16 protein-coding genes are annotated in these 15,128 nt (G+C 66.3%); 14 read left to right on the forward strand and 2 right to left on the reverse strand.

The genetic code is table 11. The features are described from left to right. Window positions 1-319 precede the first annotated feature (319 nt). The 12 genes from ACFUPX_RS08005 to ACFUPX_RS08060 all read left to right on the forward strand — a co-directional run bounded on the left by ACFUPX_RS08005 (window position 320) and on the right by ACFUPX_RS08060 (window position 8,502). Entirely contained in the window at window positions 320-796 is a 477-nt protein-coding gene (locus ACFUPX_RS08005; protein ID WP_383317821.1) for a hypothetical protein, read from the forward strand. 201 nt (window positions 797-997) lie between these two features. After that, a complete protein-coding gene (locus ACFUPX_RS08010; protein WP_383317824.1) occupies window positions 998-1,243 on the forward strand; it encodes a hypothetical protein in 246 nt (81 codons plus the stop codon). Continuing rightward, a complete protein-coding gene (locus tag ACFUPX_RS08015; RefSeq protein ID WP_383317827.1) occupies window positions 1,240-1,647 on the forward strand; it encodes a hypothetical protein in 408 nt (135 codons plus the stop codon). The genes ACFUPX_RS08010 and ACFUPX_RS08015 overlap by 4 nt, the downstream gene beginning before the upstream one ends. Window positions 1,648-2,731: 1,084 nt before the next feature. Next, entirely contained in the window at window positions 2,732-2,875 is a 144-nt protein-coding gene (locus ACFUPX_RS08020) for a hypothetical protein (RefSeq protein WP_383317829.1), read from the forward strand. A 36-nt stretch (window positions 2,876-2,911) separates the two neighbouring features. Further along, window positions 2,912-3,382, forward strand: a complete 471-nt coding sequence (locus ACFUPX_RS08025) for a hypothetical protein (protein WP_383317831.1) — start codon at window positions 2,912-2,914, stop codon at window positions 3,380-3,382. Window positions 3,383-3,416: 34 nt separating this feature from the next. After that, window positions 3,417-4,040: a hypothetical protein gene (locus tag ACFUPX_RS08030; protein WP_383317834.1), complete on the forward strand. Its 624-nt coding sequence runs from the start codon at window positions 3,417-3,419 to the stop codon at window positions 4,038-4,040. 58 nt (window positions 4,041-4,098) lie between these two features. Continuing rightward, entirely contained in the window at window positions 4,099-4,332 is a 234-nt protein-coding gene (locus ACFUPX_RS08035; RefSeq protein ID WP_383317837.1) for a hypothetical protein, read from the forward strand. Window positions 4,333-4,572: 240 nt separating this feature from the next. Next, window positions 4,573-4,965, forward strand: coding sequence for a hypothetical protein (locus ACFUPX_RS08040; protein ID WP_383317840.1), 393 nt, complete (start codon window positions 4,573-4,575; stop codon window positions 4,963-4,965). 84 nt (window positions 4,966-5,049) lie between these two features. After that, window positions 5,050-5,472: a hypothetical protein gene (locus ACFUPX_RS08045; RefSeq protein WP_383317843.1), complete on the forward strand. Its 423-nt coding sequence runs from the start codon at window positions 5,050-5,052 to the stop codon at window positions 5,470-5,472. A gap of 140 nt (window positions 5,473-5,612) precedes the next feature. After that, complete coding sequence (locus ACFUPX_RS08050) at window positions 5,613-5,957, forward strand: hypothetical protein (protein WP_383317846.1); 345 nt, start codon at window positions 5,613-5,615, stop codon at window positions 5,955-5,957. 234 nt (window positions 5,958-6,191) lie between these two features. After that, entirely contained in the window at window positions 6,192-6,788 is a 597-nt protein-coding gene (locus ACFUPX_RS08055) for a hypothetical protein (RefSeq protein ID WP_383317849.1), read from the forward strand. 523 nt (window positions 6,789-7,311) lie between these two features. Next, window positions 7,312-8,502, forward strand: a complete 1,191-nt coding sequence (locus tag ACFUPX_RS08060) for a cytochrome P450 (RefSeq protein ID WP_383317852.1) — start codon at window positions 7,312-7,314, stop codon at window positions 8,500-8,502. A gap of 49 nt (window positions 8,503-8,551) precedes the next feature. Here the strand turns inward: ACFUPX_RS08060 and ACFUPX_RS08065 are convergent, their stop codons facing one another. Together ACFUPX_RS08065 and ACFUPX_RS08070 are read right to left on the reverse strand one after the other, a co-directional pair. Continuing rightward, entirely contained in the window at window positions 8,552-9,241 is a 690-nt protein-coding gene (locus tag ACFUPX_RS08065) for a hypothetical protein (protein ID WP_383317855.1), read from the reverse strand. 75 nt (window positions 9,242-9,316) lie between these two features. Then, window positions 9,317-9,778, reverse strand: coding sequence for a hypothetical protein (locus tag ACFUPX_RS08070; protein ID WP_383318032.1), 462 nt, complete (start codon window positions 9,776-9,778; stop codon window positions 9,317-9,319). Between the two features lie 807 nt (window positions 9,779-10,585). Here ACFUPX_RS08070 and ACFUPX_RS08075 point away from each other — a divergent pair. Further along, entirely contained in the window at window positions 10,586-12,499 is a 1,914-nt protein-coding gene (locus ACFUPX_RS08075; RefSeq protein WP_383317858.1) for a helix-turn-helix domain-containing protein, read from the forward strand. Between the two features lie 1,149 nt (window positions 12,500-13,648). After that, window positions 13,649-14,167: a hypothetical protein gene (locus tag ACFUPX_RS08080; protein WP_383317861.1), complete on the forward strand. Its 519-nt coding sequence runs from the start codon at window positions 13,649-13,651 to the stop codon at window positions 14,165-14,167. The last annotated feature ends 961 nt before the right edge of the window (window positions 14,168-15,128 follow it).

A 15,128-nucleotide genomic window follows, 5' to 3' on the forward strand; every position in this document is an offset into this window, starting at 1 on the left:
CCCGCTGGGATCCCACGGCCGGGCCGTCACCATCGCGCACGACCGGAGCCGATCACCGTGATCGTCTTCGCGCCCGCCCTCTTCGCCCACGACGGTGACGAGATCACCGGGACCGAGAAACAGGTGCTCGACGATTTCTACCTGGGCAAGTTCGTTGGGCTTTGGGGCAGGTCCCCATCTCGCTAACGAAGTGCTGGTTGTCGCCCCAGACGGATGCGTCGGTGAGTCGACAGGCCGCGAGGTCGCCTACGCCGAGGAGCGCGGCAAACCCGTGACATTCATCAGCAGGCGCGACCAGCGCTGACGGAAGGATCCCCGCATGTCGTTCGAGATCTACCACCCCAACCCGAACAAGGGCGGTCGTGCCAGGGGTCCCGCCAAGATCACCGTCACGCACGCCGAGAACGGGCGTTCGCAGATCTCACTGTCCGCCGCGGCACGCGACTGGTTGCGGCCGACCCCCGGTCGCAGCGAGGCACGGTGGCCCGCAAACCAGCCGACGATGAAGCTCGTCATCCTGATCGACCGCGACGCGAGGAAGATCAAGCTGCAGCGCGCTGAGGAAACCGATACCGGAGACCACGTCCACGATGTCAAGGGCCTGAGCCATACCGGCACCGCCTACATAACCGGTTGGCGACTTGATGAGCAGCTGGGCCTCGACGAAGGCCACTTCCTGGCCGAGCTACTGCCCGACCCGGACGACGACGCCAATACCGCAGTGCGCGCCATAGTCGTCGACGCCGCCGTCGGCACGCCGATCAACAGGCGTCAGCCGACTGCAAAGAGTCAGTGACGCGGCCCTGATCCCGACGCCCGTAGTCGCCGACGAGCAAGCCCGCATCGAAGAGATGCGCCAGATGATCGATGAGAGCGTCACCGTCGTCGGGCCACGAGCCCCTCGTGGGCATCGACATCGCGGGATGGCTCCCATCCCGCGCGCAGGAGCAGTACCTGCGTCTCTTCACCGATCTGACTCAGGATACGAGGCCGTCGCATGACTAGCACCAACAACGACACTGCCGCCGTCGTCACCAGCAACGCCCCTGCACCCCTGCCTCGGTCCGGCGGTGCTTGGGCCCGCGACCTCGGCGATCAGTACAGCAAGCTCGCCCGGACCTCGACAGACCCGCAGCAGGCTGAAGCCAATGCCACCGAGGCGCGCACGTACTACGACATCGCGGACCGTATGGACCGCGCCATAACTGACACCGGCCAGCCCGGAGAGGAGCACAAGCCGTGACTGTCACCAACCACGAGAAGTACCGCCCGCCGGCCGAGGAACGCTGGACCGACGGCATGCGCACTGAGCCCGTTCGGATCGCCGCGCGCACCGAGTGGCTGTACAGCAAGTACGACCCCAGAGTGATCGTCCCGGAGGAACGCACGCGCCACGCGTTCTCGCGCAGCGCCAAGGTCACCGCGTCCGATGTGCCCAGCCCTTACGAGTCCATGCAGGGCCTGGCCAGCCATCTGCACCGCGCTGTCGCCGCCTTCGGCGACGACAAGGCCCTGGTCATCGAAGTTCGGCTCGCCGATGACGACAACACCCGGGTCTTCGAAGAGTTCTTCTCGCAGGAGCTCCCCATCAGCTTCGATCCGACGCGAAGCGTCACTCAGCCGGGGGCGGAGCAGACCGACCGCTGAGAGCACTCCTGCTCCCGCCGCCGAGCCGCCCAGCTCGAAGATCATCCCTCGCGGTACCGCATCCTGCCGATCGGCTACCGCGAGTCCTCCGTGTTCGGCATGGAGCACTTTGAGCCTCGGGTCTCCCGGCGCGGGATGGACCCCGAGAGCGGCGAAGACCTTTGGGCTGTCGTGCACATAGGCGCGTGCCTTGCCGCTGACGGCGCCTGGGAATACGAGCCGCCGCCGTCATTGCGCAACGAGAACTGACTGGCGCGCCGCCTTTTCAGCCGCAAGGAGGCTCTCCGCCGAGCAGCGGTGGCCGTCAACCAGATCAAGTTCAACAGCCGGACGTTCGCCCAGTGGAACAAGCACTAGGCGTCGCGCCCAGCGTGCCCCCCTCGGCTTCACACCCTACGGGCTCCGGCCTCGGGGGTCTGGGCCGGCATAGCCGACCCGGGTGCGGGATCGATACCGGAACGGGCCGGGTGCACGAACACCCGGCCCGTTCCTCTCTTGCCCATCGACGTCTCGTCAGTAGCGTTTCCGAGTCCCGGTGATGCACTGAGCAAGACGCGTCGCAGCCACCGGCCAGACGGGAGGGCGACGCTAATCGCCGATGCCCCCGGCAAGACACCGATGAGACCCCTCAGGGCACCAGCTGGGACACGCATCGGCCGCCAACCAGACACTTCCGCCACGTCACTGAGAAGCTCGGCTACCAGCAGACCCCGGTGATCACCGTCAAGTTCGAGAGGCAGCGGACCGTCCACTGGGGCGGGCACCGCATGGACATGCTCGTCAGGTTCCGTGCCGAGGGTGTGGCGTCCGACCACGAAAGAGCTTCGCGATGACGGCCACTCAACCCACCATCAGCATCGAGCTGACCGAACGCCAGTAGAGCGCCCCCCGACGCGTTGTACGACTAATGCGCCGAGACCGACCGGTACCTCGGCTCCTACCGGGACAGCGAAAAACCCAGACCGCTCGACAGCCGCTGCGCGGCGGGCCTAGCCCGCTTCGAGGAACGCAGCGCCATCGACATCGTCGACGGGGATATGCCTGCTGTCTGGAACAACGCAGTACCGCGGGCCCTCGCGACCGCTTGCGCGACCGCAACAACAACGAGTCCGTGCAGGCAGCCGAGTGGCTGGCCGAGCAAGAGGACGACGACGAGCTCTGGAGCCTCAGCGGTGATCTGCTCGATCGGATCACGGAATTCACAGATCCGGAAGCAGGCCCGTCATGAGCATCGATGCCCCATACATCCAAATCGAGGCCACCCATGTTCCAAACCACCGACCGGCCCAAGCCCGGTGACTACGTCATCGTCGCCGAGCCCGACATCGACAAGGGCTACGAGTCCTGCGCCTCCCTGGCGGTCGGCCGGGTGACCCGGCTCGCCGCCGACGGTGAACCGCTGATCGTCTATGTCGGCAGCACCGACGAGACCCAGGTGACCTCCGGCGAAGCACTGGTCATCCCGCAGGCCGTGTTCGCACAGCTCACCGGGTGCGAAAAGATCTCCCTCCCCGACGCGGAACCGGACTCCGTCCACGACTACTTCGGCCGTCCACTGCGCGCCGGCGACTCGGTACTGATCCCTGAAGGAGCGACGGCGGACCGCATCGCGGCGAGGTCGCTCTCGATCACCGAAGGCATCGCCGGGCGCACCGAGACCATCCTCAGGATCGGCACCGACGGTCTCGTCGCCCTGGTCTCGCCGACGCCGGCGACTTCCCCGCGGATCTGCTGATCCGCACCAACGAACGTTGACAGACAGGCACCCCATGACTTCTCTGCCCGAGGCCGCCCCGCACATTCGCTCTCTCGTCGCCATGAAGGAGCACGCCGACGACGGCTGGAGCATCGCCGCCTCCATCGGCGCTGAGCCGTCGATGTACTTCCCCGAGCAGGACGGCAAGGCCGTCCCGGAGGAGGGCGCGTGGATCATCGTGGTCGAGGAGCCGATGACCGAGCTGCGATCGAGGTTCCGCGTCCCTGAGCTGTCGATGTGGCGTGCCCGTCCGCACCAGCTGAGCTCCGGCGCGATAACCGTCGGCCGCGGCAAGCAGGCCGCCACGGTGTACCCCAAGCAGGCAGTCATCGCCACGCCCCGGGGGGACCTGCACCTGTGGCCGCACGAGTACGTCCTTGCCGACCGCCCGATGGAGCTCGCGTCGGACCCCGAAGCGACCCTCAACTCGCTCGGAGGGCAGCCAGTGCTCGACGAAGAGGAGCTGTTCTACCTCATGAGCCGGGGCATCCCGCGCCACGAGGCCGTGATGCTTCTGTTCGACAAGGTGACGTCCCTCGACTTCGTCTACGTGACGTTCCCCAAGGAGGTCACTGACGTCCTCGCAGGCGCAGGGCAGAGCCTGCGCCGGCACATGGCACTGAACCCCCGCGCTTAACTCCACCATCACGCACAGCATCCAACCCACATCACGCCCTTCTGGGGGGGACTGCCCCATGGCTCGCACGCAGAAGATCAAGCAGTACCAGGTCGACCAGTGGAAGAACACGCTGGAGCAGATGCTCGAAGAGGGCGACTTCAGGCAGGACGGCCGGCCCCTGAGCCCAGCGGGAATCGCGGAGCGCAAGCGTGAAATCGCGATGCTGCGCGGACTGAACACCCTTCGCGTGGGCCAGGTCATCGATCTGGACACGGTTAAGCCGATTGACGAACAACCCAAGGAGGGTTGACCGCAACCCCGGGAGCTCCTGCAGCAGGTCGCGCCGTTGGCTCGCTCGCCCCCTCTCAAGGGGGAGACCGCGGGTGAATCCCGCCAAGGGTACGCACCACCGCGCAATACGCGCTCGCTCCTGTCGCTCCCCACGGGTGGTGGCCCTGCCCCGTCGGGACGGGATAGGGGACCCGAGCGGTCCCACACCGCGCATCGAGCAGATGCTCCGCGTAGACACCACAACAGAAGGGGGCGACGCGTGAAGACCATTCACGCCGCTGAGCTGCCAACGTGGGGCGCAGCCTGGCAGACGACACTCACCCTCGGCGAGGCCGCAGACCTCATCGGATTCGACTTGTACGGGGACGACGACCTCGGCACCGAACTGATCAAGGCGACAGTGCCGATCGACGAGATCGGCCTCCTGTACACACGGGAGGAGCTGGAAGCCAACGACGCCGAGGACCGGTTCACGCCCCTGGAAGCTGGGCTCGACGCCGGTGCGCATGAAGTGCCGCCGGTAGTGGTTCTGCCCGGCGAGGGCCTGCGCGACGGCGCACACCGGACCGCCCTTGCCGTAGAGAGGGGATGGACCCGGGTAACCGCCTACATTCCTGTCCCCCACGCGCGAGCGAAGGGGACGGGGAGGTGATCCTGACGGCCAGGACATCGATTCCGGCCTCCAGCGGTACCCGCCGGGCGGCCGACCGCCTCGTCATAGACAAGGAAACAGCACATGGAGCAGCCAGCTGACCAGCCATCCGTACTCGCCCAGTTCACGCCTTCGCTGCGTGTGGAGCGGTTCGACGAGGTGGTGCAGTACGACGACGCGATGACGGCGAAGCCGCCTCAGCGGACGTACGAAAAGGTATGGCAGGGGCGCTGCGGTCCGGACTTCACCGTTGAGGACGGCGAGGACAAAGAGACCGTCCGGCCCGTCAGGCTGCGCGTCCGCTGGCTTCAGAACGGCGACGCTACGCCCCGCTGGAACAGCATTGAGGTAACCGGTCAGATAATCCTGCCCGACGGGTGCCTGCGTCGACTTCTCGTCCGGGAGATCTGGACGCACTACCACGCCGAGCTGGGGCAGATCCCCGACTGGCTCCTCCAGTTCGTGAGTACCAACCCCCCGGCGACTCGGACCACCACGCAGGTCTGACACACAGCGTGACCTGGCTGCCGCCGTCCATGTAGCAAGACACCTGGTCGTTCTAGCCGGGTTCGGGATTCGGGTTCCTGCAGGAGCACTCGACCCGCTCGACGTCCTTATCTGCCTGACCACACCCAAGGAGCACGCAGTTGGCCCCCTACCGCTGTCGGCCGAACGTCATGCTCGCCGCGCCGGTCGTCACCCTCTCCACCGCGATCGCCCGCCACCTGTGCGCCGACCTCCTCGGCCGACCGGATCCGGCCTGGCACCGCCTGGCCCATCTCGTCACCGAGCAGCTCTTTCCCGGCAGCACCCACCACACCGTGACCCTGGCCTCTCGGGACCTGAAGGACCTGCTGGCCGTGCTGCTGGACATCGCCATCGACTTCTACGACGCCACGCTCTCGCCCGAGGCGTGCGGCTTCACCGAGGCCGATATCCAGGAAGCCATCGACGTCCACCACCACCATTACGGCCCGCTCCTGGACTGCTGACGGCTCCCGCGACAGGCCAGTCAGTGGTGATCGACCTCAGTGACCACGATGGGTAGTGCGAAGACCCGCTTTGAAGCACGAGCGTTGGGCCGGCACAGCCGGCTCGGGAGCCAAAGTAGCACCAGCCTGCCGGTGGGACCGTGCTGGAACGACCAGCCCAGCTCTACCGGCAATATCGTTGCTGGCCCCAGCCGGCTGCCATACCCAACATGAAGCTCAAGGAGTAGCGCTCTCATGACCGAACACGACTGGGACAACCCCATCACCTGCGAGTTCGTCGGCGCCCAGCCACCCGAACACCCGAACAGGGAAAGCGCCGTGTCCGGTACCGCGCTTCCCGACAAGCTCATACGTACCGTCACCGACGCTTACCTAATAGCCCTCAGGCGGGGGGATCTTCACGCGGCGCTCGGACACATGACGCAACTGGCCAACAGCTTTGGTCTGGTAGCCGTCTGCGGTCTCGCCGCCGAGCTTGCTATGAACCTGCATACCCACTGCCCGTCACGCTTCCGTACTGCCTTCGGCAGTGCGAACCTCTCCGCTCTCGCCCCCGCGGCGGACGACGACGCGCTCACCACCCTCGACGTCGCCTCCAAGACCAACCGCCTCACGGGGCGCGGGCAGGTCACAGCTGCCGACTTGGAGGACACCGAAGTCCAGATACGCGTCACGGAAACCGTCCGCCACGCCGTTCAAGCGGCACTCAATGCCGCTGCTGGGCAGAGCAGTTCGGCTGCGGCCGCTCAGTTGGGTGCGCTGACCACGCCCCGCGAGGTGTCTGCGGCCGTGGCCCTGCTCACCAACGGGCTTCGCGCCGTACTGCCGTAGGCACACGCCATGAGCCCCCGTGTCTGCGCCCCGCGGCCGGTTGCCGCCCGATCCCGTTCGACTACAATCCGGCGTTGGACACCCAGGAATGTGCAACCCCTTCGCCCACCGGCCCCCCTGAGAACACTGACGATCACGCTGTGCTCCTCGCTATGAGCAGGGAACGCCAGCGCGAGTGGACGGGCCCGCTCGACCTCAGATTCCACTTCACCTTCATGATTGCGGACTTGAAGGTACCTTCCGTGCTGGCATCTCTAGAGCAGCCCGCCTATGGACCAGGAGGTCCAAAGTGCAACGGCTGGACCCGCCTCACACTCGGCGCCCACTTCGACCACCTGCATCCGTGTGGGTGGCGGCCGACGATCGGGTGCACGCCTTCAACGTCAAGCGCATGGGCTGTCCGAGACCCCGATCCGCCCAGAACCAAAAGGGAGCACACGTTCAGATCACAGTCCTGGCCCGTCGACGCCCCAAATGCCGAGTTCAGAACTGGCGTCGGAGAACGAACCCCTAGGGTGGACACATGGATCTTGCGGACGATTTGATCACCCGCCCGTACGACGTATACGGGGGGCTGCGGACCGCCTCTCCGGTACACCGCATCACAGGAACGGATGGGCGACCTGCCTGGCTCGTCACCCGGTTCGACGACGTTCGCGCAGGCCTTGCCGATCCGCTGCTGTCGCTGGACAAGACGCATGCGCGTGAGGGTAATTACCGGGGGCTGTCCCTGCCTCCGGCTCTGGACGCCAACCTCCTAAATATGGATCCTCCCGACCACACACGTCTGCGCCGCCTCGTTGGGAAGGCCTTCACCCAGCGCCGGGTCGAGCAGCTGCGCGCGCCGATCCGCGCCACCGCCGACCAACTCCTGGACGTCCTGGGCGCGGACGGCACCACAGACCTGATCACCGTCTATGCGGCCCCGCTGCCGATCACCGTGATCTGCGATCTCCTCGGCGTCCCGGCAAGCCACCGCAGGGACTTCCGCTCCTGGACGACAGCGCTGATCGCCCCGGACCCGGCCCGCCCCCACGAAGCCAAGGAAGCCATCGTGGCCATGCTGGGCTTCTTCACGGAGCTCATGGCCCACAAGCGGCGCGAGCCAGCCGACGATCTCCTTTGCGACCTGATCGCCGTACGGGACACGGAGGGCGACCGGCTCACCGAGGACGAACTGATGTCCTTGGCCTTCCTCATCCTCTTCGCCGGCTATGAGAACACCGTCCAGCTGATCGGCAACGCAATCCTGGCCCTGTTGCAGCATCCGGACCAGATGATGCTGCTGCGGCAGAACCCGTCCCGAATTCCTGCCGCAGTAGAGGAGTTCGCCCGTTTCGAGGGCCCGGCCTTGCTTGCCATTCGGCGTTTCGCGATCGAGGACGTGACGATCGGCGACGTCCGGATTCCGGCGGGCGAAACGGTACTGCTGTCCCTGTCCGCCGCCAACCGCGACCCGGATCGCTTCCCGGACCCGGGCCGCCTGGACCTCGGCCGCGATGCCGGCGGCCACCTGGCGCTCGGCCACGGCATCCACTACTGCCTGGGCGCACCCTTGGCACGAGCCGAGACAGAGATCGCCCTGACCGCGCTCCTGGAGCGGTTCGCGGACCTTGAGCTCACCGGGAACGAACCGCGGTGGCGGCCTTCGCTGCGCGCTCGAGGACTCCTCGAACTGCCGGTGCGCTACGCAGGCACCGAATCCTCGTCCTGACCGAGGCACGTCGCAGACGCCGCTGCCCTGTCCGGCGTGGGCGGGGAAGCTAGTCGCCGACCAGTGCCTTCTTGTCGCGAAGGCGCCCACGCAGGGCACCGACCATGGGGAGCGTCAGACCGCAGAAGAGGAACAGTACCGCCAGTCCGCTCAGCGTGGGACTCACGACCTCCTCGGCCTTCAGAGGCCAGGGATTGTCGAGGGTGTGGAAGATGATGTACGAGCCCTTGGAGAACGCGTAAGCCAGGCCGAGGGTCGCCGACACGGAGGACAAGGCGAAGCCGGCGCCGCTCCACGGTCTGATGCCCCAGCTGCGGCGTGCCGTCCTGCCGCACATGAATGCCAGTTCAGCACAGGTGACCAGGACGTAAGAGAGATAGATCAGCAGATACGCGGCGACCTTCGGGTCGTCGGCGAACTCGGTCGTGAACTCGAGACCGGTCCGGTTCGTGGCCAGGAAGAGGGGCACCAGGATCATCAGTTCCAGCGCGGCGGCGAAGCCGCGCTGGAACATCGCGGCCTTCAGGTACTCGGGCCGGTAGGCCAGGTCCACCATCGTGATCTGAAGGAAGGCACACCACAGGACCGCACAGATGTGAGCCACCAGCTTGCCGACGTTGTGCAGGCCTGTGATGTCCTCCAACGAATCGGCCACCGAGGGGACGGCGCACAGGACGCCCAGCGTGCACACCCCGAAGGCGAGGGCGATCGCCCAGGTGGACACCCGCGGATTGCCCACTGCCCTCCGTGTGCAGAGCGCTGTGACCACTAATCCGGCTGCGGTGCACGTCCCGAAGACTATGCCGTCGACCACTTACAAACCCTCCAATGCATCTGCCGCATAGCGTGCGGCGTCGTCCATACTCCGGCGTCGTTGAGGCTTGTCGGGCGACGTGTCAGCCTCGTCGTCCGGCACCGGCTTCAGACCGAGATCATCCCGGCGCTGTTCAAGATCCGCGATGAAGTTCTGCACCTCGCCGGGCGGCATGCCATTCAACAGTGCGAGAGCTCGGCGTACCTGAGGATCCTCGAAGGCCTCCAGGGCCTTGAGATTGCCATAGGTGTTGTGCGGCAGAAGATGTGCGGGTGGGACGCCGCCCAGAGCTTCGCACAGCGCCAGGATGGTGCCCACCGTCGGGTTGTCCTGGGAACCCTTGGCCAATTTGGCAATAGCGGCGTGAGACACCGATGGGTGTTCGCCCGGCAGTGCGTCGACGGCGGCAGACAGCGTGCGCGACGAGAACGCGCGGCCTTTGGCATCCCGGCGGGCGGCCATCAACGCGCTAAGTCTCTCCGCCAGAGGGCGGCGGCCGCGCCTCAGCACAGGCAGGGATTGCCGGACAGGGGCCGGGAGTTGGCCCACTGCAGACTGCACACCACCACGTATCGATCTCTCACTCGGTCGGGATTCGTTCCTGTGTACTTTAGTTGACATCATCGGGGGCGCAAGGCAGGATCGCAATAGGGAGAATGGGACCCTGCGTCGCAGCGTGACTACTGTCAGTGACTGTCGGGTTGCAGGGCTGGACTCCTGGGCCCTGGACTCCCAGTGGACCGAAGAGTTGGACACGGCGGCGGTGAATACGGTGTTGGTGACTGCGGCCTGCGCCTGCAGATTGGGCGCTGCACCGACAGGGGGATGGGTTGAGGATGGAGCTGGCATCCAGCAGCAGTGACCATGCTGGGCGGGAAGAGCATGGCGGAGTGTCCGCTATGCCGTGTGCTCTTCGTGGACGCCACCGCTCTCGATCGGGAGTCAGTTCCGGGGGAGGGGTGCCGGCTGGCACTTGCCTTCATGTGACGCCCTGCCGGGTACAGGAGGCCTGCGTCCGAAAGTGGCGCCGGGCCGAGGTCCTCGCGCAAACCACGGCGCCTCGGGCTGGACGCCATCTCGAGCGGGTGGTGCTTCCGCGCCCCCGACTTCTCCTCGCTGAAGCGCGGAACGGCAGGGTCAAGCCTGCAGGGCCAGCGGTGCGGGTCGACGGGAGCGGAGCCATGAGGTCGTGATCGACCGCGTGCCAGCGTCGGCCAGCCGATGCCGGAGGGATTTCACGATCTCGTCCCGACTCCCGAGGAGCACACCATGCTGACCCTGGGCTCGCTGCCCACTGACCGGCTTGAACTCGAACTGACATTCGTAGCGAGCGGTTCCCCGCGTACCCAGTCCGCCGAGGTCACCGGCGTGGTGACGGTGACACCGGAACAGCTGCTGGAAGACGGCATCCCGTCGGCTCTGCCTGATGGCTCGCTCGTCCTGATCACCGGAATGTCTCCCTTCCGCCTCCGCGGCCGTATCGCGACGGTGCTCGATCTGTTGGTGCAGCGGATGAGCCGGGACGGCGGCGTAGGTTTGGCCGTCAGTGCAGCCCCTGGAGCGCGCCAACCGTTTCCCCCGGCCATCGTGGACCGGGCCTGCGGGCTGGGCATCGCCCTGCTCAGCACGTCTGCTCCCACCGAGTGCTGGGAAGGTGTGCATGAGGAGATCCAGCGATCCCGTTTGATGTTCGCTGAGCGCCGTGCTGCTCAACTCAGCTCACTTGTACAGGAGTTGCCAGCTCAGCTGGCCGACTCCCGGGCTATGCAGCGCATCGCGGACTGGCTCGCCCGAGTCCTCGACTGCCAGGTTCTGGTCAGCGAACCAGAGCGCGTCCTCGCTGCCTCACCGGCCACGGCCGCAGAGCAGTTGGCCCGGGCTATCATCCGCCAGTCCGTCGACGGAGTTCTCCCCGAGACGCTGTCCGGACCTCACACTCAGCTCATCTCGCTGGCCCCGGCCTCGGCTGCGGACACCGTACTCGCGGTGGCCCGCAAAACCCCTTTCGATGAGGCGGACCTGCGGCTGCTGCGTCATGCGGCGAAACTCCTGGGCCTCGTGGACCAGGCGCACCGCGAGTACCGGGCAGCCTCCGGTGCCTCCCATGCGGCGCGCAGTGCAGCGTTCGAGCTTCTACTGGCCGGTGAGGTCGAAAAGGCGCGTCGCGTCATGGCCAATCTGGCGCCCGGGCTTCTGGAACCCGAGACCGCCCGCGTCTTCGTTGTGGAGACCCCTCAGGCACGCCGGGACCTGGCTGCGCGCAGCTGCACCTCATCCGTCGGACAGCAGGCCCTAGTCGTGCCCGCCCCGAGGAGCGACCGGCGGATACTCATCGTGCATCCGATCCGCTCCTCCGACGACACCGGAACGGAGGTCTCCGCCGAACTCACCCGCCTGGTAGGTGCCCTGGGGCCCCCCTCGTCCCTGGGCGGCAGCGGCGTCTACTCCATGACGCTGCTCGCCGACGCGCTCAACGAGGCCATCACCGCGCAGAGGTTCGCCGCCTTCCAGCCGGACTCCGTGGCCCTGTCCGTGCACGGCTCCGACCTCGTCAGCCTCCTGCCACAGGTAGAAGCCCAGCAGTGGGCCCGCCGACTGCTGAACCCGCTGATGCGCGACGAGACACAGTGGGAGTCCATGCGGGAGACCCTTCCGGCCGCCCTCGCCTACCCGTACACGGTGGCCGCCTGTCGGCTGCGCCTGCACCGCAACACCGTCATGCGTCGCGCCTCACGAGCTGCCGAACTCCTGCGCATGGACTTTGCCTCCATCAATGACCGCATCGCCGTCGCCCTGGCCATGGAACTGGTCACGCAGCGGGAGGTGTCCGCTTCGCCGCGGCTGACGGGTTCGGAACCGCCTTCCCTGGCGCGGCTGGTGGGCACTCCACGAGTGCGCGCCTGGGCACAGACTCTGGTCCGGCCGGTCCAGGCGGACAGACGTGCCCTGGTGTCCACGGCACTCGCCTGGCTCACGTTCGACACCCACGTCGCGCCCGCGGCCCGCGCGCTCGGCCTCTCCGAGGTCACGGTCCGTTCCCACCTGCGCGCCCTGGAAGGCCACATGCAGCGCGACCTGGCCACCCTCATCGGCGTACGCGATCTCCAGTTCTCGTTGCACGTCGTCACCGGTCAGCCTGACCTCCGCTCATATCGGCCAGAACTGACGGTAGTCGCCGGCTGACCGCCGCGAGCTGCGGCTCTCATCTCCCTCCTTCCTCCTGCCTGCGGGCCCCGAAAGGCGGCACGTCCTCGACAGCCAGGTCCGCTCGCACCCGCACGAACCGAACAGGGTGGCGCAGACGGCCTCGAGCATCCCGAGAGATATCCGCACTGACCTCCACGGCCGTCTCCGGAACAACCAGCGATACCTTCAGCTTCTCCTGCGATCCCCAGCCGGCGAAGAAGGGACCGCCTGGCCACGGGTGAGCCGTCTGCACCCGGCGCAAGAGGCCGCCCGCGCTGCGGGTCTGGGCGGCCAGCAAGGCACTTGTGCGTCCCGTTTATCGCAGGCGTCCCTCTGAATCGAGCCGGCCGAGTAGCAAACTCCTTGCACGGCTCGGTGCTCCGGTGACCGCACCGGCCCGATGGCGTCGGTGATCTCTGGAAGGCCGCAGCCAGGTCGCTGCCCCCTCGTGAGCGCAGTACCAAAGCACCATCGGCATCCCGTCCCGCGAAGGGCCGGGATGCCGTCCCACTCTGGTTCGGCAAACCAATTCAAGGAAAGTGCAAACGTCTCGACGGGCGTCGCAAGCATCGGCGCGGTGGGAAGGTCGATCACAACGAGGGCTATCACACGCCACCTTGCCGATCCAAGGAGGACACGACGAAAGGCTCACCAGGAGGGGGTAAACTCATCACCCCAAGATCATGAAAGCCCACCCGCGAAATATTGTTCCGCCAATCAACTACCGGCCCTGAGTGGCGTGTTGATGATGTGGCACAAGGTTTGCTGAGTGTTAGCTGAGCAATGCTGGGAACCAGGACGTGTGCACCCCCGACGCAACCGTCATGAGGAAGGTGCACTTCCGCGCTGGCATGCGGCCGACTGGTGCAGAGCCGACAGGTGCCAACGGTCAGATTGTGCACCGGCGAAATGGCATCGCGTCTCGCATATGCCTAGCGTTGCTGATGCAAGCCCGGCCCGCCCATCGGACGAGTGAGGCGCAAGCCGAATCCACCAGCGGGAGGTGCCGGGCGGGCTCCCAGCATCTGCTCCTGCCGTGCCGCAGTGAAGATCGCCTGAGGCGCGCTGCTTCGAGGTATGTGTCGTAGCCAATACGCCCCCTGGCATCGCAAACCTCCCGGATCTCACATATGAAGGAGCGCACCGATGATCCACCCCCACCCAGGAGCGTCCAACTCTGACGAGTTCAAGGGCTTCAACGAAGCCCGACGCATCATGTGGTGCCATGACGCTCGGGCTCGCATGTACGAGCGGTTCGAGCAGACGAGCTTCATGGGTGACACGAACGTTGCAGCGGTCCACGTCGACAACACCACCAGGGCAGACCGTGTGTTCCTCGTGGCATTCGACAAGGCCGGCCAGCAGGTCGGCATCGACACGCTCTACATTGATGAGCCGAATCAACACCTCGACATCACGCCCGAGTTCGACCACGCCTTCACCGGCATGGACGTCGTGCCGGACTCTCGGCTTGACCAGGCCATATCTCGGGAGAACGGCTGGGTCGTCGACCTGAAGGTACTGCGCGAGTACGACCCTTTAGCCGATCGCCGGGCCACGCAGCGCGCGGTGTTCCTGGCGCACCTGCAGGACATGATGAAGAACGGTGACGTCCGCGGATTCCTGTTTGGCCGGGGTGAGTCCGACGGCACTGATGCGGCGTGAGAGACCATGACCTCGTACCTCAGATGACCCCGTCGGCAGCCTGGACGGCAGGGTTTTCTGATCTCTGACGCTGTTTCAGTGCTGCATTCTTGCAAGAGGGGGGGATCAGCACAGCTGATCCGGGCGTCGAACCCGAGCCGAGTGCCTTGCAGGGAGACATACCGTGGACCGGCTCACGCCGGTCCCGGATGACCCCTCGCGGTGAGCCATACGCGGCCACGCAGTTCGCCAGTACAAGCTCGAGTACCCGCAGGACTACGTGCCGGATGGCATCCGGTCCATGAGGGACGAGTTCGAGCAGCTGCCCCTGTGCACGCGACTGATGTACCTGCGGGCCCGCGGTAGCAGAGTCCTCTGCCTGAGAAGACGACGATGCCATGGCCGCTTCAGCGCGATGGGGGCATCGAATCAAGCTCGGCACTCGGCAGTGCCACCCTGCCGGGTCGTCACACCGGCGGGATGAGCAGCGAAGCCCCCACGTAGATGAGATCCGGATTCGGATCTTGTTCGTCTCAACCAGGATGCGGATCGACACCCCCGTTGTCCCTGACATCGCGGTGAGCGTGTCGCCTGGCTTGATGGTGTAAGGCTTCGCCTTCGGCGCGGGCTTCGCCTCGACCGGTGCACCTGATCCGTTGGGCTTGTCCTCGTCGCCGCGACCCGGCGTCGGATCCTGACTCGCCCCGTTCTCGTCCTGCTTCCCCATGCCGCCCTCGCTCGGCTGCTGGGCGCTGCTGCCTCCGGCGTTCTTCTCGCCGGGATTCCCCGGTGCCCCGACCGGGGCGTGATTGCCCTGCAGCGCCCGGATGAGGCCGCCGTCGAACATCGCGAGCTACGTCAGGCCCCATCCGGCGAAGAGCGCCGCTCCGCCCACCATGATGCTGGCGGCGATGACGCGTCCGTTACCGAAGCTCATCGGGCCGACGTGACTCCCCGCAGATGCTCTCGTCTGCGCCGACGG

The sequence above is a fragment of the Streptomyces sp. NPDC057302 genome, assembly GCF_042667685.1.
In the GTDB taxonomy this organism is placed as follows: domain Bacteria; phylum Actinomycetota; class Actinomycetes; order Streptomycetales; family Streptomycetaceae; genus Streptomyces.

Excerpts from the sequence above, each read along its gene's own strand:
- ACFUPX_RS08025 (WP_383317831.1), top strand. The coding sequence starts at position 2,912 with ATGTTCCAAACCACCGACCGGCCCAAGCCCGGTGACTACGTCATCGTC.
- ACFUPX_RS08005 (WP_383317821.1), top strand. The coding sequence starts at position 320 with ATGTCGTTCGAGATCTACCACCCCAACCCGAACAAGGGCGGTCGTGCC.
- ACFUPX_RS08060 (WP_383317852.1), top strand. The coding sequence starts at position 7,312 with ATGGATCTTGCGGACGATTTGATCACCCGCCCGTACGACGTATACGGG.
- ACFUPX_RS08070 (WP_383318032.1), bottom strand. The coding sequence starts at position 9,778 with ATGGCCGCCCGCCGGGATGCCAAAGGCCGCGCGTTCTCGTCGCGCACG.
- ACFUPX_RS08010 (WP_383317824.1), top strand. The coding sequence starts at position 998 with ATGACTAGCACCAACAACGACACTGCCGCCGTCGTCACCAGCAACGCC.
- ACFUPX_RS08080 (WP_383317861.1), top strand. The coding sequence starts at position 13,649 with ATGATCCACCCCCACCCAGGAGCGTCCAACTCTGACGAGTTCAAGGGC.
- ACFUPX_RS08075 (WP_383317858.1), top strand. The coding sequence starts at position 10,586 with ATGCTGACCCTGGGCTCGCTGCCCACTGACCGGCTTGAACTCGAACTG.
- ACFUPX_RS08045 (WP_383317843.1), top strand. The coding sequence starts at position 5,050 with ATGGAGCAGCCAGCTGACCAGCCATCCGTACTCGCCCAGTTCACGCCT.
- ACFUPX_RS08030 (WP_383317834.1), top strand. The coding sequence starts at position 3,417 with ATGACTTCTCTGCCCGAGGCCGCCCCGCACATTCGCTCTCTCGTCGCC.
- ACFUPX_RS08055 (WP_383317849.1), top strand. The coding sequence starts at position 6,192 with ATGACCGAACACGACTGGGACAACCCCATCACCTGCGAGTTCGTCGGC.
- ACFUPX_RS08035 (WP_383317837.1), top strand. The coding sequence starts at position 4,099 with ATGGCTCGCACGCAGAAGATCAAGCAGTACCAGGTCGACCAGTGGAAG.